The sequence below is a fragment of the Nostoc sp. DedQUE04 genome, from assembly GCF_034530995.1.
Lineage (GTDB): Bacteria > Cyanobacteriota > Cyanobacteriia > Cyanobacteriales > Nostocaceae > Nostoc.
Genome location: NZ_JAVRCA010000042.1, coordinates 13,797 through 32,179, shown reverse-complemented (window position 1 = coordinate 32,179; position 18,383 = coordinate 13,797). Strand labels below are relative to the sequence as shown.

Below are 18,383 nucleotides of genomic sequence, written 5' to 3'. Positions count from 1 at the left end.
CAGCTATTTTGATTAATTTATGGAATTGCAAGACGTTCATGACACTATCAATTATGCCTGAAGTTGCTCCTCTAAAATCGAATGAGGATGGGGTAGTTATTGTCAGTAAAACCCGTGTTACATTGGACACTGTGGTTGCTGTCTTTAAGCAAGGCGCAACAGCAGAGGAAATTGTTTATCGCTATCCGTCGCTAAATTTGGCTGACGTTTACGCTACGATCGCCTTCTACCTCAATCATCAACCGGAAGTAGAAGCCTACTTGCAACAGCGACAGCAGCAATCACAAGAGATTCGGGCAATAAATCAAGCGAATTTTGACCCACAAGGCTTACGCGATCGCTTGCTTGCCCGCAAAGCAGCACAGGAAGCATGTTAAAATTCCTTGCTGATGAAAATTTCGATAATACAGTTGTTAGAGGATTATTCCGCCGTAGCCCGAAAATCGACATCGTTCGTGTACAAGACGTTGGGTTATCAGGCAAAGATGATCCAACTATCCTAGATTGGGCAGCCCAAGAAAGACGTATTCTGCTTACCCATGACGTTTCTACAATTACTCGCTATGCATACGATCGAGTTAGGCAAAGTCAGACGATGCCGGGAGTTATCGAAGTCAGCCTAGATGCACCGCTCGGGCGAGTCATTGAAGATATTCTTGTACTTGTAGAGTGTAGCCAAGAGGGAGAACTAGAAGGTCAAGTTCAGTATCTACCCTGGTAAAGCAGCCAAAAGCCGTTGGTGTGGATGCAAAGAATATCTGCTGCCGATCATCTTAGCCGTTATCTTGAACAAAGCAAGCTATTTGAAACTGTCTTTAATTTTGAAGAACCGATCGCACTGGGAGCATTATTATTCTTTCTGGATATCATGCCGAATTGGTCAGTTATAATTATTCTTCGATTAGGCGATTAAATTTAAGTAGAATCAAGCTTTAGCACGGAAAACTCAACTGTGGTAATTTTTGTTGATGTTGATGACACTCTTGTTCGATCGGTTGGAACGAAACGAATTCCAATACCCAGCGTTATTGAAGTAGTTCTACAGTTAAAGGCGCAAGGAGCAGTACTGTACTGCTGGAGCAGTGGAGGCAGTGATTATGCTCGTGCTTCAGCAAAGGAGTTTGGACTAGAGGATTGCTTCGCTGGTTATCTCCCAAAGCCAGAAGCAATGATTGACGATCAACCATTTCCGGCTTGGCGAAGCTTACGCCATGTGTATCCATTGCAGGCTAACAGTTTGCTCAGTGAGTAGGATTCTGGACGACTGTGATAGAGCGATCGCCCAGTTTGATAAGATGGTTGACAGCCTAAAATAGAAAAATTAGAGGCGTGAACACGAGGCTATTTCTATGACAGTTCGCCAACCCTGCTACGGCAAAGAAGAATTCGCTCGACGTGGCGATGAGATTTATGAATCTCAGGTGCGCTCACAGGTTGAAGCAGATAATCATGGCAAGATTGTGGCGATTGACATCGAAACCGGAGCTTTTGAAGTAGATGCTAGTGAAATAGCTGCTTGCGATCGCCTCGAAGCCCGTCACCCAGACGCTCAAATCTGGATTGTCCGCATTGGTTCTCGCCATGTTCGTCGATTCGGCGGACGCGTGAAAAAAGCCGTATGATCGCCGGAATCGTTAACGCGGATTTTGAACCGATTATTTCACTTTCAGTTTGTGGTTCCGATGGCAAAATTTACACACAAGATGCGATTGTGGACACAGGCTTTAACGGTTGGCTTTCACTGCCTCCAGATTTGATTGCTCAGTTGAATCTGAGATGGAAGAGGCGAGGACGAGCCATTCTTGGAGATGGGAGTGAATGCGTTTTCAATGTCTATGAAGCAGTTTTAGTTTGGGATGAAGATATTCTGACAATCCCGGTCGATGAGGCTGATTCAGAACCACTCGTCGGGATGTCCCTGATGGAGGGTTATCAGCTAATGGTGCAAGTATTTGAAGGCGGTCGCGTCGAACTCAGCAAAGTAAACACGGTCTAAATTGCCCATTGCACGCCGACCGTATTGAGGGAGGTAAAGAGGGAACTTTACCCTAAAGGAAGTAAGCTACAACTGATGTCTCAATTGCCATCTGAAACTGTCTTTATTTTTGAAGAATTATTTTTATTTTTAAATTTAAAAAATGTCCCGTTCTGGATACACACTTCCCGTCTTTGCCTGCGCTGCTGCTATTGCAGCTTTACACTGGTTACACGATCGCAAATCCCTAACTTTTGCCTCTGTAGATTTGATTGAACCCGCTCAAATCGCAGAAATCCCCATTGAACAGGTAGCAGGACTGTCTGAGAATACAGCTTTAGCGATCGCTCGCAGCGATCCTGGTGATAATCTCGATTTGACTAAAGATACACCGATTTGGGCGCTGGTGGAATGGCGCGAACAGGGTGATGATGCAGTAATTATTAAAGGTGGAGAAGGTATTGGTAGGCAATTAAACGCTGATGACAAGCCGGCTATTTATGCCTATGCTCAAAAGCTGTTGCAAGAGAATTTGCAACGGATACTAGCACCGGGGGAAAAAATCACGGTGACGATTATTTTACCCGAAGGGCGATCGCTTGCTGTTCGTACTTCAAATTCTGCTTTTGGTGTGGTTGAAGGACTTTCGCTTTTAGGCACAACTGGTATTTCTCAACCCTTAAGTACACCAGATCAGCTTGCCGTTTTTCGAGCGGAATTACAAAATAAAGCCAGTCGTTTTGAAACTTTAGTATTCTGTATCGGGGAGAATGGCCTAGATTTGGCGCGGAAACTAGGGATTAATCCCGAACAATTAGTCAAAACTGCTAACTGGCTTGGCCCAATGTTAGTAGAAGCTGATGTGCTGGGTGTAAAAGAAATCTTATTATTTGGCTATCACGGTAAGCTGATGAAGCTGGCTGGCGGGATTTTTCATACCCATCATTACTTGGCTGATGGACGGCGAGAAATTTTGTCAGCGCACTGTGCGATCGCAGGTTTAAAATCACCTGATATCCAAGCTGTATTTAATAGTGCAACTGCTGAAGCTGCACTAACATACCTAAAATCCCTAGATGCTGCAACTGGTAGTGATTGGGTAAATAAAGTTTACAGTGCGATCGCCGAAACTATCGATGTTCGTTCTCAAGAATACATTCAAAGCCATAGCGAAAGCGGCAAAAAAGTAACAGTCTGTGGCTCTATTCTCTTCGATCGCGATCGCAAAATTATCGTGAAGAGTAAAACTGCTGGTCTGTTGATGGGAAAATTATGTTAATTTATTATGAATAATCGTAAACAATCCAAAAAAATAATCCTTTAAGTAACCACTCTAGGGTAGATTTATCGTTTTAATACCATCTCCAACTCCGGGGTTTGACAAATGCACGTAAACTAGCGTTTGTCAAGGCTTTCTATACCATTATCAGCCTATCCAGGCTGGATAATAGCATCACCATAAACCACAAAGCATTTATTTATCCTTAACAGATATAACACTCCCGTCATGAATACAGCGGTGACTCTACCAACAGAACAAGCGCCCCAAACATTGGAAACTTTTGGGCGGCTCGATCGCCAATTGATTGTAATTTTGGATTTTGGCTCTCAATATTCTGAGTTGATTGCCCGTCGCATCCGCGAAACTCAAGTATACTCGGAAGTCTTATCCTATCGCACTACTTCTGAACATTTGCGCCAACTTAATCCCAAGGGAATAATTCTCTCAGGTGGGCCAAGTTCAGTTTATGGTGATAACGCTCCCCATTGTGACCCAGAAATTTGGAATTTGGGAATACCCATTTTGGGTGTTTGCTATGGGATGCAGTTGATGGTAAACCAACTTGGTGGGGAAGTGGCAAAGGCCGATCGAGGTGAATACGGCAAAGCCTCATTATATATTGACGATCCCACAGATTTGCTTACTAATGTTGAAGATGGCACTACTATGTGGATGAGTCATGGAGACTCAGTTATCCAAATGCCATCAGGGTTTGAATTGCTAGCACATACAGAAAATACTCCCTGTGCTGCGATCGCCGATCACGAAAAGAAACTTTACGGCGTTCAGTTCCATCCAGAGGTGGTGCATTCTGTTGGTGGTATAGCATTAATCCGTAATTTTGTCTACCATATCTGCGATTGCGAACCCACTTGGACAACAGCTGCTTTTGTCGAAGAAGCAATTCGAGAAATTCGCGCCAGAGTTGGTGAAAAACGGGTACTATTGGCGCTGTCTGGTGGAGTGGATTCTTCTACCCTAGCTTTCTTGCTATACAAAGCGATTGGCGAGCAACTGACTTGCGTGTTTATCGATCAAGGCTTTATGCGAAAATATGAGCCAGAGCGATTGGTAAAGCTGTTTCAAGAACAGTTTCACATTCCTGTTGAATATGTTAATGCCCGCGATCGCTTTTTGGCTAAAGTTGCCGGAATCACAGATCCTGAAGAAAAACGCCGCCGCATCGGACACGAATTTATCAGTGTATTTGAGGAAACATCCAAGCGCCTTGGTCACTTTGACTATCTAGCTCAAGGAACTCTTTATCCAGATGTGATTGAATCTGCGGACACCAACGTCGATCCGCAAACTGGTGAGCGGGTAGCGGTGAAAATTAAGAGTCATCACAATGTTGGCGGTTTGCCCAAAGACCTAAGATTTAAATTGGTGGAACCACTGCGGAAACTATTTAAAGATGAAGTCCGCAAACTTGGGCGTTCCATTGGTTTACCAGAAGAAATTGTTCAACGACAACCTTTTCCTGGGCCTGGTTTAGCAATTCGGATTCTGGGGGAAGTTACATCTGAGCGGTTAAATATTTTGCGCGATGCTGATTTGATTGTGCGGCAAGAAATTAACCAACGCGGTATGTATCATGATTTCTGGCAAGCATTTGCTGTATTGCTGCCAATTCGTAGTGTTGGCGTTATGGGAGATCAACGTACTTACGCTTATCCCATTGTTTTGCGGATTGTTACCAGTGAAGATGGCATGACTGCTGATTGGGCAAGAGTGCCTTATGATGTCTTGGAAGTGATTTCTACTCGAATTGTGAATGAGGTAAAAGGGGTGAATCGCGTGGTTTATGACATCACCTCTAAGCCACCTGGAACTATTGAATGGGAGTAATCAAGCTTTGAGTTGGTCTTTAAAGATGCGAGAAATTGCGTCTCTACATCTAGGTTTTGAGCTGATTTGACCTGTATTGATTTAAAAATGATAATGCCGACCTGACTAGTTTTAAGATTCGGCATTGTCTATTTTTTTGACTTTTTTCAAGCTCCATCAAAATCCAAACCTAATACTTTTCGGGTAAGGGTAAAAGGAGAAAAAGAAAGGGTTTGAATTTACCTTTCCCTTTCCCCCTTTGCCCTTTAACCTTTCCCCAGACCAAAAAAGAGATTATTGGGTTTATCCGAAGAGTATTGAATCCAAACCTGTTAGTAATAAAGTAGTCAGTAGTTAGCAAGATTATTTTTAAACTTTAACGAATAGTTAAAGTTAATTTTTTAATGTAAAGGAATTTAAACAATAACATAATTTTATCCGGTCAATAATTATAAATACCAGTGAATAATTAAGTATCAATTAAATGGTGACTAGACAAATTGAGTTATATTCTAGGAAAATAGGCGCGATCGCAGTAAAATTACCAATGGTATGGTGATAGAGAAAAAATAAGCAGCTCATTGGAAATACATTTCATTCGATCAACATTAATGGAGATGTTATGGAACCTGCTCTTCCCCTTGCTGGCTTAAACATCCTCGTAGTTGATGATGATGATGATAGCCGCTTTTACATTACTACTGTGTTGGAAGCTGATGGAGCCACCATTATGGCAGTTGCATCGGCAGCGGTAGCATTGAAAGTATTACCTGAGTTGCAACCAGATGTCTTGATTTGTGATATTGCAATGCCTGATGAAGATGGCTATACCCTGATCCGCAAGATCCGAGCACTAAAGCCTGATATTTATGGAAAAATTCCCGCGATCGCTTTAACTGCTTATGGTGATAGCGAGTATCGTAGCCGTGCTTTGGAAGCGGGTTTTCAAACTCATGTGCCTAAACCAGTCGATCCCGGAGAACTAGTTGCGATCGTCGCAGATTTGGTTGCTTCTTATAAGAATTAACACAAAAATGCAGTCATTTGTCGGTTTTTATTTGTTATTTGCCTTATCTGCCTCATGTTCCTCATCTAAAAGTGAATTGGTTATTTGAGAGTTATAAGTTTGTTTGAGTGTAAACCCGATCGTACTTAGATGGAAATTTTCTCATTAAGACATTAACTAAAATTTACCTTTGATTAAAAATAAATAAACAATTATCTATTTAAGTCTGTTAGTTTATTTATCTGTATACTCTCTCATTTTTCTATCTGCTCGATTTGAAACGATGTTATGTTTGACAAAGATTCTAGACTAAAAATGAGTTTTCTTTTTCTTTGTTTATGAGCGATCGCTACTTATAAGGTTTGCGAGCATTATAAAAACCATCAGTAGTCTGTATTTCCTCTAAATAACCGATCGGCTTAATGAGTGTTATTTACTATTTGATAAAGATAAGGAAGCTCATAGTTTTTTCAGAAAATTGTCAAAATTTGAGGAGCGAAATCTGACAGTTTGCCCATGTGATACCAAATAGGCACTATCTTTACTGCGGCCACGCTTGCAACGCTGTCTCCACAACCCGCAGGAGTTCCGTTCGGGTAGCTCCGGTTGCTGCCAGAACTGATATTCCACAATTGACCGTCACGACAAAGCGGGCGAGAGCCGCTGGATCGCAATCAGCCGACAAGTCCCCCTCCGAAATCGCCTGCTCGAAACGCTTACGCACAGAAGCTTCACTCGATTTTCGGCGTGCAGACAATTCCTGCCGAATCGGATCGGCTGGATCTCCGCATGAAAGCGTGCCATGAACCCAGAGACATCCGGGTGGATTGTGCGGATTGGTTCCCAAGTCAACGACCCCGTGCATCATCCGCTCGGCGACCTGGCGCGCAGTTGGCTCTTTGAGAGCCTCACGAAGATAAGCTGATGGCCCGTCGGCATAGCGAGCCAGCACTTTGCGAAATAGAGATTCTTTGTTCCCAAAGGCGGCGTAAAGGCTAGGACGATTAATGCCCATAGCCTCGGTCAGATCCGAGAGGGATGTGCCTAGATAACCCTTGCGCCAGAACACATACATTGCACGATTGAGCGCTTCATCGGTATCGAACTCGCGGGGTCGGCCTATGGCGGCAGTGGTTTTTTCCTGTTTCATACTCATCAGTATAATAATTTCTTGACAGGCTTACCCCCATGCTTTATATCTATACCAGACGATACAAAAGTTTAACGACAAAAGAATACTATGAGCAACAAAAAACTTACTGGAAAGGTGGCATTGGTAACAGGTGGCTCACGCGGTTTGGGGGCAGCGATCGCTAAACGTCTTGCACAGGATGGCGCAGCTGTTGCCCTCACCTACACTAGCTCGCCGCAAAAAGCCGATGAGGTGGTGCAAGCGATCGAAACAGCAGGTGGGCAAGCTTTGGCTATTCGCGCCGACAGTGCCAATGCTGAAGCGGTGAAAAATGCTGTCACCGAGACTGTAAAAGCTTTTGGTCGTCTCGATATCCTCGTGAACAATGCGGGGATCGCCACTTTGGCTACTATCGACGAGTTCTCATTAGATGATTTTGACCGAATCATCGCGGTTAATATTAAGGGCGTGTTTGTGGCAACTCAAGAGGCTGTCCGCCATATTGGCGAGGGCGGACGGATTATTATGATTGGCAGCGTCAACAGTGACATCATGCCATTTGCTGGTGGTTCCGTCTATGCTTTGACCAAGGGTGCGATCGCAAGTTTTACGCGCGGTCTGGCCCGCGATCTCGGCCCTCGTGGCATCACAGTAAACAATATCCAACCCGGCCCGGTGGATACCGACATGAACCCAGCGGAGGGTTCCTTTGCCGACACTATGAGAAGTATGACTGCCCTCCAGCGCTATGGTCGGAGTGAAGAAGTAGCCGACATGGTTTCCTATCTTGCCAGTGCAGAAGCCGGTTTCGTTACTGGTGCGAGTCTGAACATTGATGGTGGCTTCACAGCCTAATTCGGCGGTAACAAAACGACCAGGTAATACTGTGATTGCAAGCCAATGAAAGCCTGTTACGTAGTAAGCACTTCATCCTAACAAAGACGATGCGCGAACGGGTTCGTTAGTCGCTCATGGGGGAAACCCCCTTGGCGCTAGCCTCTCCCAAAGGGAGAAGACCGCGCTAACTTACTACAAACTTATTTACCCAGGACAGAATACTTGTCTTGACAGACTAACGAATTACCCGCAACGGTAATAATGGTCTTTGAAGAAGACACCGCAAACTATCAGAGTGGGATTCAAACCCCTTATTCCGGTAATATAAGTACTTATCAAGAAGTTTTAATCAAAAAAATATGTCTTCAATTCCTCTAACATTGAACTTGATTGAGGGTTCAGTCTCCTTCAGTTTTTCACCCCAAGCAGCACGAGAATTAAAAACAGCGACGGATCAACTGATGGAACGCCTAAAAGCGATCGCCGCTAAACCCACTCCTGGCGGTGGTAGAGTCACTCCCCAGCCTCCCCTGGAATATCGTTATACGGGTGAAGTATTTTTAGAAGTTTTTTGTAATCCTAATATCTGGCCAACACCCTTTGCAGCCAAAGTTTTGCTGACTGTCCGCAATGTCAACATTCGCTTGACTACTGAGGCTGAACTTACTCGCATCATTGAAGACATTAATCAATATTTAGAGCAAGTAGGATAATAGTTCATCCAATTTTTCTGTTCTTTTCGAGATTTTTTCAGAAAAAATACTATAAAAATTTTGGATTTTGTGAAAGTTGAGCCAGTTGCTGGCGAAGTTCCCTTTGTTGTCGCAACTGGTGTCGGTTAGCCCGACTTAGCAAACTTTTCTAGACGGATTTTGGTTTTGAACAGCAAGCAGCTTATCACTTACTTGAGGGAAGCGATGCCATAAATTGCGAGTCAAAAGTGAAGTTCCTACACTTCTATCGGATCGATGTAGGAACTTCACAGAATTTACATACTAAACTCAAGCCGTGACACCAAATGTACAGAACAAATGGTTTTGATGCCTTCTTTAACTTGAAAAGTTGTATAAATTCAGACTCAAATGCTTCTGTATTAATCAATAACGCAAGATTCTATATAGAGTAATGCTCATCAAAAAACTAGAGATTATTCCCCTAGATTGAGGGTTGAATCGTTGATGGTGAAATCTACACATCAAAAACAAACTCCCAATCCCAAACCCAACATCAAACATTGATTAGTCGTTGTCCCACTGTTCGCGACCAATTAGGTCGCCAATGCGATCGCGTAACAAAAAGTCACATTTCTCTAATTCACATTCAACGCAAACCCACTCTCTCGCTGGAATGTATTGGCAGAGGCTATATATTGGCTGTTGTCGGCTAACCATTCCCTTTTGCACCAGTCGGCGTGCTTCGTCTTGAATCACATCTAGAGAGTAGTAATTGATAGAAGGCACCGTATTCACACTCATGGTTTTTACTCACAAATTAACACTTACGATAGTGTTCCCGTTAAAAATTAGGAACAAACATTACAGAAATTAGACTTGTGGCTAAGATTTTGTAGTTTGCTATACGGAACTATTTTTATTTTGACGCTACATCTCCTGAAATTATCTCAAGAAATGTTAAGAAAGTCAACGAATCCTGACATTACTCGAAAATCCGCTTTACAAAAAAAATTCCAAGTAGTTAACTTAACCTGCTTATGTAACTGTATGACTTTGATGCCACAAGTCTGAAAGTCTTGCCATTACTGTATTTAGGCAAGATTTGGTGGGTGGGAAGGGTTTATATCGCCATCGCTTACATATCAAATAATCACCTTAAAAGCTGGATCTATAACTGCGGGTATTGATCTAAGGTAAACAACACAATAATATTTGTCAGTTAATTAGGTATAAAGTGTTACAAAATATAACGGATGAAGTATACTACGAAGCCTTTAACCATAGCATTTGTTAACAATTTCTTAAGTAAGCCTGTAATTTCTTAGTTAATTTCAGCACTAACACCATCCCATTTTCTTTTGAAAAACATCTGTAAAAGGGTCAGGGTCGAGTAATACTCTAATTCGTAATCAGGATACACATAAACAGGAGTCAGAATTTCAGAATTAGTGAATATTCCACCCATCAAGGAAGAGAGTTTTAGCAAGGAAGAATGTTTAAACCTTGTTTCGCCTAAAACAAGAGAAGTGTCTTGCTGAATTAGGTTATGTTCACATTAAAACAGACGCGATCTAGTCACGTCTGTAAACTGTTTGGCGGATTTGCTGAGATTAATTGTTCTGAAGTTACATTGTTGTTTTAGTTACTTATTCGGAGAGTTCTTCATCATTTTGAACAGTGCTGTCTTCTACTGCTTCCAGATTTTCTGGCGGGCGATCGTGGTTAAGTTGATTTAGTAGTGCTAATACTTTATTACCGCGTTCTATAGAGCGATCTTCGAGAAATATCACCTCTGGTGTACGACGTAGCCGTACTCGCGCCCCCAGTTCGCTGCGGACATAACCTGTAGCCGACTTTAAGCCTGCCATTGTTTCTACCTTAGCTTCATCTGTACCATAGATGCTGACGTAGATTTTGGCGTGTTGCAGGTCGCCGGAAACATCAACATCAGTCACACTGACCATTCCGGTACCAACACGGTCATCCTTAATTCCGTTAAGCAGCATTTGGCTAACTTCCCGTTTGATCAGTTCAGCAACGCGGGAAACCCGACGATTTGTAGCCATAAAAATTTCGCCTCATCACAGAGGTTGTACGACAAAAATAGATACAGAATAGACAGTACTTAGCGGGAGCAACGCCAAAAGCAACCGTCTGTGGGGCACAGCCCCGATATAACGCTAGTCTAGATTGGACTCAAGCCCAGCATTGCCCGTAGGGTGAAAGTAAGGAAGACTAGGCTGCTCACAAATAAACCCAAGATAGCGATCGAGGTGATAGGGCGTTTCAACAATGGCACTAATGGCGCAAAGGTGTTCAAAAACAAGCCTAAGACGATCGTAATTAAGTACCGGGGGTAGCGAAAAACGTTATCCCAAAATCCGTCAAACATCTGAATTTAAACTGCCTTGTTATATACTTACGTTTGTTTTGATATGCTTTATCTACTCAATTGTAATATATGCGGCTGGAAAATTAGCCAGTTAATCTAAAATTTGGCTTGTCGGTTATATTGGCTTTATTTAGTCATAATTATTTTCAGTTAAATTGTAAGTAAATGGTTATTCAAGCCTCGAAGGAGACTAGTCCGCGTCCATTTTTGAAGTGGGCAGGGGGTAAAAGTCGGTTGATACAGCAATATATTCCTTATTTTCCGAAGAGTTATAAAAATTACTATGAGCCATTTTTAGGTGGTGGTGCTGTTTTTTTCTATCTCCAACCAAGTGCAGCCATTTTAACTGATATTAATGCCGAGTTAATTAACACTTATTGTTGTGTTAGAGACCGTGTAGAAGAATTAATTTCTCTATTAAAACAGCATAAAATCCAACATAATAAAGATTATTATTATAGTGTCAGAAACAACTCTAGTGGTACTGATATAGAAAAAGCGGCTCGTCTAATTTATCTTAATAAGACTTGTTTTAATGGTCTTTATCGAGTCAACTCACAGGGAAAATTCAATGTGCCATTAGGCAGATATGACAATCCCAATATTTGTGCTGAGGTTTTACTAAAAGCTGCTTCCGAAGCACTTTTCCATGCAGAAATTAAACAAGCAGATTTTACAGAAGTTCTAAATCATGCGACTAGCAGTGATGACTTTGTATTTTTTGATCCGCCCTACCATCCTATCAGTGATACTAGCTATTTCACTGCTTATAGTCAAAATTCTTTTAGTCAAAAAGACCAAGAACTTTTAAGAGATACTTGTGCAGAGTTAGCAAGTCGTGGTGTCAAAGTTATGGTATGCAATTCTGATAGTGAATTTATTCAAAAAATTTATACTGATATCAATTTTGAAACTTACCAAATTAAAGCAGCACGTTCAATTAACTCAAACATAAAAAAGAGAGGTGTTATTAACGAACTATTAATTACATCTTTTAAAGATTTTTATTTGCCCAAGCAATGAATCTATCTAAGCTATAAACTGCTAATAAATTATGGTTATCATTAACTCTTGCTTTCAGCCATTGGCTTGCGCCTTCTCGCATACCTTCACCGCCTAAAATTACGATAGTTGGTGCTGGGTAATAGTGCTGAATATTCATGTTCAAGTAAGGAAACTTTTCATCAACTGAACCGGGGCTTTCTTGCCATTTGCACTCAAAAATTAAACCAGATGGCATTGCAGATGAGCCGACAACATAAAAATCAACCTTCAGATAGGTATGATAAATTCCAGTTCCAATATAGACTTCTTTGCCATAACGCTTTGGCAATAAAGTAGCATTTAGTATAAATTCTTTTTGGACATAGTTCCCTACTTGGAAATAATTATGCCCATGCAAGATTGCTTCTACATTTGCTTCTAAAATATTCCCAGACTTATTTGCCCGTCCGCCTTGAGTCAGAGCCATCTTCAATCCCTCTGCCAAAAGTCCTGCTTATTATAGGATTTCACAGAAGTACGAAAAAAGGTTCAGTTGCTTAATATGAATTTTTGATTTTGATGTAAACAAGGTTGGATTAATGGGTGAAAAATCGGAAAATATTGGTATTTTTGTACTAAATAAATACAAATGTATTAATAATTTGGATGAGGAAGGAGTTAGTAATTTAGATAAATTCAGATAAGAGTTATTTGTGGAAGATTGCGGCGAATTGAGGGGTGAAATTTAAACGCAGAGGGGTGCAGAGGGAAGCGCAGAGGTACGCAAAGAATTCGCTACGAATTAATGAAATTTTGTCCTTGGTGTATAAGCTAAATTCGCGCTCCTTGTCCCAGTCATAAGCTTTGATAATGGTTTTTAGTTATTTCACTTTGGCTTCAACCTGTTTGTGCTTCAGTATGACCGTTGCGGATAGACCATGCTATTTCTAAAAGTTGAGTCCAGCGCTTTTGTAGCTGTTTTGGGGTGCATTTGATGGCTTTGGCGATCGCAATGTCGTTTTCCCGTGCAGTTTTTAACTCTAATATTTGCTGTTGCTGTTCTGTGAGTTGATTTACAAAGATTTCCCACTGCTGGGAAGATAAACCCAGTTTTTGCTCTAAACCCGCGCCTAACCATTGATGTACTAATTGCCAATGGTGTTGTTTGGCAAACTTTTCTACATGGTATTTAAAGCGCTGTTGGAGATAATCGCGCTGACGGCTGGTTAAACCAAGAATTTGGTCGATTTCTGGGGCTGAAAGGTCTTGAAGTTTCAAGCTGAGGTAGTTCATACAATCAGATTGACCTTGAGACTCCAGGTATTTCATCAATTCAGTGATGACGCGATCGCGTTCTGATTCTTCAGATGGATCGAAATTAGTTTGGGCAATCATTTGCGATCGCAGCTGCTGCACCGCCGAGTTACGCTGGTAAGATTCTGCTTCTTCACCCTTAGCAGACTCTACCGCCATTTCAATATCCACGGTGGTTTCTTGGGGCTGACGACGAGCAAAACCTTGGGCCCGCAAGATAATCAATTGCTGATTTGCACCACCAGGTAAATTGATCCGGCGTTTGGCATACTGTTCTGTAAAAGCCATGTATTCAGCTAATTGCAGCTGAGTACGCGGCGTGTGATTCTCTGGTAGTTCATTTTCTCTACGGAAAGCTTTGATTGCTTCGATATAAAATGCTTGTAAAAAATCTTCAATCAGGCTGTAACGAGCATCAAAGCCCAACTCCGAACCAGATATAGTTACATGACGGTAAACCATAGCACCCAAATTGCTATGTAATTCCACCCGCCCTTGTTTGGAACCTAGTTGGTAGTAACGTAAGCATTTTTGCATCCGATGCCTTCCCAACGTCATCTGCCAAGACTTGATTTCCCCAGATGTTTGAATGCGGGAGCTTTTATCGCAAATGCGTTCTACTTCTACGGCTATGCGCTTTGCTAAAGCTTCTACACACTTGGGTGTTGCTTTCACTTGCGCTTGCATTTCCTCAGACAGCAATTGAATCAAGCGATCGCTGCTGCTATCTGAAAATTCTTCATTTGAAACGTGGTTCTCAAAAATGGGTGTAGAGTTTGGTAGATTGACGACGTTAGCTTTCATGACTTTTCCAGTAGTATTGCACCGTAATTACAACGCAGACACAGCAATCAAGACCGTCCAAGGCTTGTGAATCTTTAGGCATTCATCCATCAAGACTTGCCGTATATAATGCTCACATCTAAAGCTCATATATCAAAACTATAGGAAATACGAAAGAGTTACAGTTCTGGCAATGTGTCGGTTTTGTTCACAAGCCACCATCTCAACGCTGGCACACGAGTACCCGCCATTTTCTGAAAGTTGTCAAATACCTTACTGTGGCAAGTTTTGCCACCATCCTCTTATATCCACTGCCTCACCGAACAGCCCATCCTAAACATCGCTTTTAAATATGACAATTTGAAAACTGGAGTTATTTTTATCACAATTTCCGAAACAAAGAGGTGCGCCTGTGAAGTGGAATTCTTATACCCATGCTGCTGCTGCTTCCCAACCTAAACCCCTCCGTATAATTGCTGCTTCGTCTCCGGTCATATCTAGGATGGTAGATACTTCAAATGTAGGTTCCTCGCCAGTGTCTACAATTATGTCTACCAACTTATCCAAACGATCGAATAGCTCTACCCGCGACTGAATCGTTTCAGGATCTATCCGAATCATGCCATTATCTGCTTCATCTGGTGGCAGATGTGCTGAAGTTGAAATAATCGGATTGCCCAAGGCTGCCAGCAACTCCAAACACACAGTATGGTTTGGTACTCTAATTCCAGTAGTTTTCCGCTTGGGGCTTTGCACCAATCGCGGTACTAACTTCGTAGCTGGGAGCAAAAACGTGTATGGCCCTGGAATCAGGCGTTTCATAATCCGATAAGCTGTGTCACTTACGAAGGCATAAGTTGCCACATTTGAAAGCGAGGGACATAAAAATGTCAATGGTTTATCGTTTGCTAGCTGTTTAATTTGCCGCACTCGTTCTACCGCCGACTTAGCATTCAAATCACAACCGATCGCATAGACTGTATCAGTAGGGTAAAGCATGACTGCGCCACTAGAGAGCGCCGACTTTATTTCCTCTATTCGGCGAATTTGAGGATTATCCGGATGAACTGGGAAAATTTTTGCCATAGGACGGGGATTGGGGATTGGGGACTGGGGACTGGGGATTGGGGATTGGGGATTGGGGATTGGGGATTGGGGACTGGGGACTGGGGATTGGGGAGAATAAAAAATTATTCTTGACTAATGACTAATGACTAATGACCAATGACTAATAACTAATGACTATGAATAAAATCGCTTATCTTCAATGTCCGACAGGAATTTCTGGTGATATGTGCCTGGGTGCTTTGGTAAGTTTGGGTGTTCCTGTGGAGTATTTAATTGAAAAACTTAATGGGTTGGGTATTGAACAGGAATATCAGTTAAGGGCAGAACTTGTCCAACGGAATGGTCAACCGGCAACTAAAGTCTATGTGGATTTAGTACACGATCGCCATCACCACCATCACCACGATGGCGAACACAGTCACCATCACACACGCCACTTGCCAGAAATAGAGCAGATGATTCTCAAAGCTCAGTTGCCATCACGGGCAGAAGCTTGGAGTTTGGCGGTATTTCGGCAGCTAGCGGTGGCAGAAGGGGCGGTGCATGGCATTTCACCTGAAAAAGTTCATTTTCATGAGGTTGGTGCTATAGATGCGATCGTAGATATTGTGGGTACTTGCCTGGGGTTGGATTGGTTGGGGATTGCGAGCAATGATGAAGGATTGCCCCTACTTTACTGCTCGGCGTTTCCGACTGGTGGCGGCACTGTTCGGGCTGCACATGGTCAGATGGCAGTACCAGTACCAGCGGTATTAAAGCTGTGGGAAATGCGGGGTTGTCCAGTTTATAGTAATGGCATTGACAGAGAATTAGTAACACCAACAGGAGCCGCGATCGCCACTACTTTGGCAAGAGATTTTGGTTCACCACCTGCGATCGCTATCAAGCAGATAGGATTGGGAGCAGGAACCATCAATTTACCCATTCCCAATATTTTACGCCTCTGGTTGGGTGAAAGCGCAAGTTTGCAGTCAAATTTCAGTGATTCTGAAGAAACTAGCTCAAATTTGGAAACCATCTCGGTATTAGAAACCCAAATTGATGATTTGAATCCACAAGCGATTGGCTATGCGTTTGAGGCGTTGTTTGCTGCTGGTGCGCTGGATGTTTTTACCCAAGCGATCGGTATGAAAAAGTCGCGTCTGGGAATTTTGCTAACTGTGATTTGTCATCCAGAAAATTTACTCAGTTGTGAAGCTGTCATCTTCCGCGAAACTACAACTTTAGGCATTCGGCGCACAACTCAGCAACGCGCCATTTTACAACGGGAAATTCAACAAGTGGAAACGGAATATGGCAAAGTGCGTGTCAAAGTAGCATGGAAAGGGCAATCGCCAGAAAAAGTTATTGCAAATGTGCAGCCAGAATATGAAGATTGTGCAGACTTAGCCCGAAAACATAATATTCCCTGGCGCGAAATTCACCAGTTGGCGCTACAGCGTTGGTATTTGATGATCGATGCCTGATCCCAATTCCTCGTTCCCAATCGGAGACTGGGAACGAGGAATTTGACTAAGTTAGAGTTTTTAGCAAATATTGTGTCAATGTAAACGCATCTACACCCAATTCGCTACGCTCTTGGGCAGCTATTATACCTGCTTGGGAATGCCACCATGCAGCAGTTGCGACAATATCTTCTATGGGAATCTGCTTCATTGCTGTTTGCGCCAACAATCCACCCAGTAGACCAGTTAACACGTCGCCGCTACCGCCACGGGCTAAGGCGGGTGTGCTTTCAGGAACAATCCAAACAGCACCTTGAGGGTTGGCGATCGCAGTTCTTGCCCCTTTTAACAATACTATCGCCCCACTTTCGGCGGCAGCTTCCTGTACTGCTTTCACTTTGTCATGTTTGGCATCGGCGACATCAGGAAACAATCGTTCAAATTCGCCAGTGTGGGGTGTGAGTACGGTTACTGCTTGGCGTTTTTTTAATGTGGCGATCGCTCCCATTTGTGCCAAGATATTTAAACCATCGGCATCGAGAAGCAAAGGGCGATCGCTATCGATCGCTTCTTGGACAATGGGCGTAGCATCTCGTGTTAAACCGGGGCCACAAGCGATCGCATTAAAGGAACTCAGATCGGTGTTTTGTGGTAATTGTAGGTGGGCGATGGCTCCACTTTCCGTCTCTGGACAACCGACAATTAGTGCTTCTGGCAAGTGTGACACCAAAAGAGATTTCAAGGATTCGGGTACGGCAATCGAAAGCATCCCGACACCACTAGCCCTAGCACCCAAACCAGTTAAAATCGCCCCACCTGCATAGCGCTGCGAACCGCAAATCAGCAGTAAATGTCCTTCCTTATATTTGTGAGTAACTGCTGGACGGAGTAAAGGTAAAGTAGCAAGTGCCTTTGCTCGTGTAATACGTTTAATTTTAGGTGCATCTTTGAGAACAGCTTCCACATCAGCTAAAGGAATATCAAAATCGATTAACTCAGCTTTACCGAGATATTCCAACGCCCGATCTTGGAAGAAAGCGAGTTTCCATAAACCTAAGCAAAATGTGTGAGTGGCGCGAATGGCAGTTCCCAAGACTTCACCTGTGTCGGTGTGTAAACCTGAAGGTAAATCGATACTATAAATCGGTATAGATAATTCATTTAGCTGATTAATTGCAGAGGCGATGGGATCGGTCAGGTTTCTTTCTAAACCAAATCCAAACAAGCCATCAATCAACAAATCCGAATCTGGCAATTGCTCAATTGTTTGATAAATTGGAATGCCCAAACTCTGGGCATATTGCAAGTGCTGCGAAGTTAATTCTTTAAGCTTAGAAAAAGGAGAATAAATCCAAACCTCATACCCGCGAAAGTATAATTCACGAGCTACGACTAAAGCATCGCCACCATTATGACCGGGGCCGACAAGAATTCCCACACGAGATCCCCTTAACAAAGGGGTGTTTGCAGGAATTTCTGGAATGCGACGAGCAATTAATCCCGCTACCTTTTCCATCAAAGCAACTACAGGCATTCCCGCTGCAAAGATCCGCTTTTCAATATCGCGCATCTGTCCAGCAGTCACTACCACTTGCGAAATTTGTTCTTGCCTATCTTGCATCAGTCTTGAGTGGTGAGTTATGAGTTTCGTATTAACTCTTATT

General features: G+C 42.8%; 21 protein-coding genes. 13 read left to right on the top strand and 8 right to left on the bottom strand.

Annotation, left to right across the window (positions count from 1 at the left end; all coding sequences use genetic code 11):
• The first annotated feature begins 38 nt into the window (after nt 1-38).
• From RM049_RS24780 to RM049_RS24740, 9 genes are all read left to right on the top strand, one after another.
• On the top strand, nt 39-377 hold the full coding sequence (locus RM049_RS24780) for a DUF433 domain-containing protein (protein ID WP_322706047.1): 339 nt from the start codon (nt 39-41) through the stop codon (nt 375-377).
• Nucleotides 371-721, top strand: a complete 351-nt coding sequence (locus RM049_RS24775) for a DUF5615 family PIN-like protein (protein WP_322706046.1) — start codon at nt 371-373, stop codon at nt 719-721. Before RM049_RS24780 ends, RM049_RS24775 begins: the two co-directional genes overlap by 7 nt.
• Before the next feature lie 24 nt (nt 722-745).
• The gene (locus RM049_RS24770) at nt 746-913 is read left to right on the top strand and encodes a hypothetical protein (protein WP_322706045.1); all 168 of its coding nucleotides are present in this window, start codon (nt 746-748) and stop codon (nt 911-913) included.
• A 39-nt stretch (nt 914-952) separates the two neighbouring features.
• A complete protein-coding gene (locus RM049_RS24765) occupies nt 953-1,252 on the top strand; it encodes a DUF705 domain-containing protein (protein ID WP_322706044.1) in 300 nt (99 codons plus the stop codon).
• A gap of 97 nt (nt 1,253-1,349) precedes the next feature.
• Entirely contained in the window at nt 1,350-1,622 is a 273-nt protein-coding gene (locus tag RM049_RS24760; RefSeq protein ID WP_322682313.1) for a hypothetical protein, read from the top strand.
• Nucleotides 1,619-1,996, top strand: a complete 378-nt coding sequence (locus RM049_RS24755) for a clan AA aspartic protease (RefSeq protein ID WP_322682314.1) — start codon at nt 1,619-1,621, stop codon at nt 1,994-1,996. Before RM049_RS24760 ends, RM049_RS24755 begins: the two co-directional genes overlap by 4 nt.
• Before the next feature lie 142 nt (nt 1,997-2,138).
• Nucleotides 2,139-3,254 carry a cobalt-precorrin-5B (C(1))-methyltransferase CbiD gene (gene cbiD, locus RM049_RS24750; protein WP_322706043.1) on the top strand — a complete coding sequence of 372 codons (1,116 nt, stop codon included), beginning with the start codon at nt 2,139-2,141 and terminating at the stop codon, nt 3,252-3,254.
• Nucleotides 3,255-3,482: 228 nt separating this feature from the next.
• Nucleotides 3,483-5,105 (top strand): glutamine-hydrolyzing GMP synthase, encoded by a 1,623-nt coding sequence (guaA, locus tag RM049_RS24745; RefSeq protein WP_322706042.1) that lies wholly within the window; start codon nt 3,483-3,485, stop codon nt 5,103-5,105.
• A 601-nt stretch (nt 5,106-5,706) separates the two neighbouring features.
• Nucleotides 5,707-6,111, top strand: coding sequence for a response regulator (locus tag RM049_RS24740; protein WP_322682317.1), 405 nt, complete (start codon nt 5,707-5,709; stop codon nt 6,109-6,111).
• A gap of 520 nt (nt 6,112-6,631) precedes the next feature.
• Here RM049_RS24740 and RM049_RS24735 read toward each other — a convergent pair.
• On the bottom strand, nt 6,632-7,240 hold the full coding sequence (locus tag RM049_RS24735; RefSeq protein WP_322706041.1) for a TetR/AcrR family transcriptional regulator: 609 nt from the start codon (nt 7,238-7,240) through the stop codon (nt 6,632-6,634).
• Between the two features lie 90 nt (nt 7,241-7,330).
• Between RM049_RS24735 and RM049_RS24730 the strand changes: the two genes are divergently transcribed.
• Both RM049_RS24730 and RM049_RS24725 read left to right on the top strand, forming a co-directional pair.
• On the top strand, nt 7,331-8,077 hold the full coding sequence (locus tag RM049_RS24730; RefSeq protein ID WP_322673393.1) for a 3-oxoacyl-ACP reductase family protein: 747 nt from the start codon (nt 7,331-7,333) through the stop codon (nt 8,075-8,077).
• Nucleotides 8,078-8,418: 341 nt separating this feature from the next.
• Entirely contained in the window at nt 8,419-8,772 is a 354-nt protein-coding gene (locus RM049_RS24725) for a hypothetical protein (protein ID WP_194046709.1), read from the top strand.
• Between the two features lie 525 nt (nt 8,773-9,297).
• Here the strand turns inward: RM049_RS24725 and RM049_RS24720 are convergent.
• From RM049_RS24720 to RM049_RS24710, 3 genes are all read right to left on the bottom strand, one after another.
• Complete coding sequence (locus RM049_RS24720; protein ID WP_094347157.1) at nt 9,298-9,534, bottom strand: DUF4327 family protein; 237 nt, start codon at nt 9,532-9,534, stop codon at nt 9,298-9,300.
• A gap of 845 nt (nt 9,535-10,379) precedes the next feature.
• Nucleotides 10,380-10,799, bottom strand: coding sequence for a 30S ribosome-binding factor RbfA (gene rbfA / locus RM049_RS24715; protein ID WP_322706040.1), 420 nt, complete (start codon nt 10,797-10,799; stop codon nt 10,380-10,382).
• A 119-nt stretch (nt 10,800-10,918) separates the two neighbouring features.
• On the bottom strand, nt 10,919-11,125 hold the full coding sequence (locus RM049_RS24710; protein WP_322673395.1) for a DUF751 family protein: 207 nt from the start codon (nt 11,123-11,125) through the stop codon (nt 10,919-10,921).
• 165 nt (nt 11,126-11,290) lie between these two features.
• On the opposite strand from RM049_RS24710, the gene RM049_RS24705 reads away from it, so the two are divergent.
• Complete coding sequence (locus RM049_RS24705; protein WP_322706039.1) at nt 11,291-12,148, top strand: DNA adenine methylase; 858 nt, start codon at nt 11,291-11,293, stop codon at nt 12,146-12,148.
• Here the strand turns inward: RM049_RS24705 and RM049_RS24700 are convergent.
• The 3 genes from RM049_RS24700 to RM049_RS24690 all read right to left on the bottom strand — a co-directional run bounded on the left by RM049_RS24700 (nt 12,120) and on the right by RM049_RS24690 (nt 15,292).
• Complete coding sequence (locus RM049_RS24700; RefSeq protein WP_322706038.1) at nt 12,120-12,596, bottom strand: PD-(D/E)XK nuclease superfamily protein; 477 nt, start codon at nt 12,594-12,596, stop codon at nt 12,120-12,122. The two genes, RM049_RS24705 and RM049_RS24700, sit on opposite strands and share 29 nt — an antisense overlap.
• Nucleotides 12,597-13,006: 410 nt before the next feature.
• On the bottom strand, nt 13,007-14,227 hold the full coding sequence (locus tag RM049_RS24695; RefSeq protein WP_322706037.1) for a HetZ-related protein: 1,221 nt from the start codon (nt 14,225-14,227) through the stop codon (nt 13,007-13,009).
• Between the two features lie 405 nt (nt 14,228-14,632).
• Nucleotides 14,633-15,292 carry an L-threonylcarbamoyladenylate synthase gene (locus tag RM049_RS24690; protein WP_322673399.1) on the bottom strand — a complete coding sequence of 220 codons (660 nt, stop codon included), beginning with the start codon at nt 15,290-15,292 and terminating at the stop codon, nt 14,633-14,635.
• Between the two features lie 158 nt (nt 15,293-15,450).
• Here RM049_RS24690 and larC point away from each other — a divergent pair, with 158 nt between their 5' ends.
• Nucleotides 15,451-16,740 carry a nickel pincer cofactor biosynthesis protein LarC gene (gene larC / locus RM049_RS24685; protein ID WP_322706072.1) on the top strand — a complete coding sequence of 430 codons (1,290 nt, stop codon included), beginning with the start codon at nt 15,451-15,453 and terminating at the stop codon, nt 16,738-16,740.
• Nucleotides 16,741-16,786: 46 nt separating this feature from the next.
• Here the strand turns inward: larC and RM049_RS24680 are convergent, their stop codons facing one another.
• The gene (locus tag RM049_RS24680) at nt 16,787-18,340 is read right to left on the bottom strand and encodes an NAD(P)H-hydrate dehydratase (protein ID WP_322706036.1); all 1,554 of its coding nucleotides are present in this window, start codon (nt 18,338-18,340) and stop codon (nt 16,787-16,789) included.
• Between the last annotated feature and the right edge of the window lie 43 nt (nt 18,341-18,383).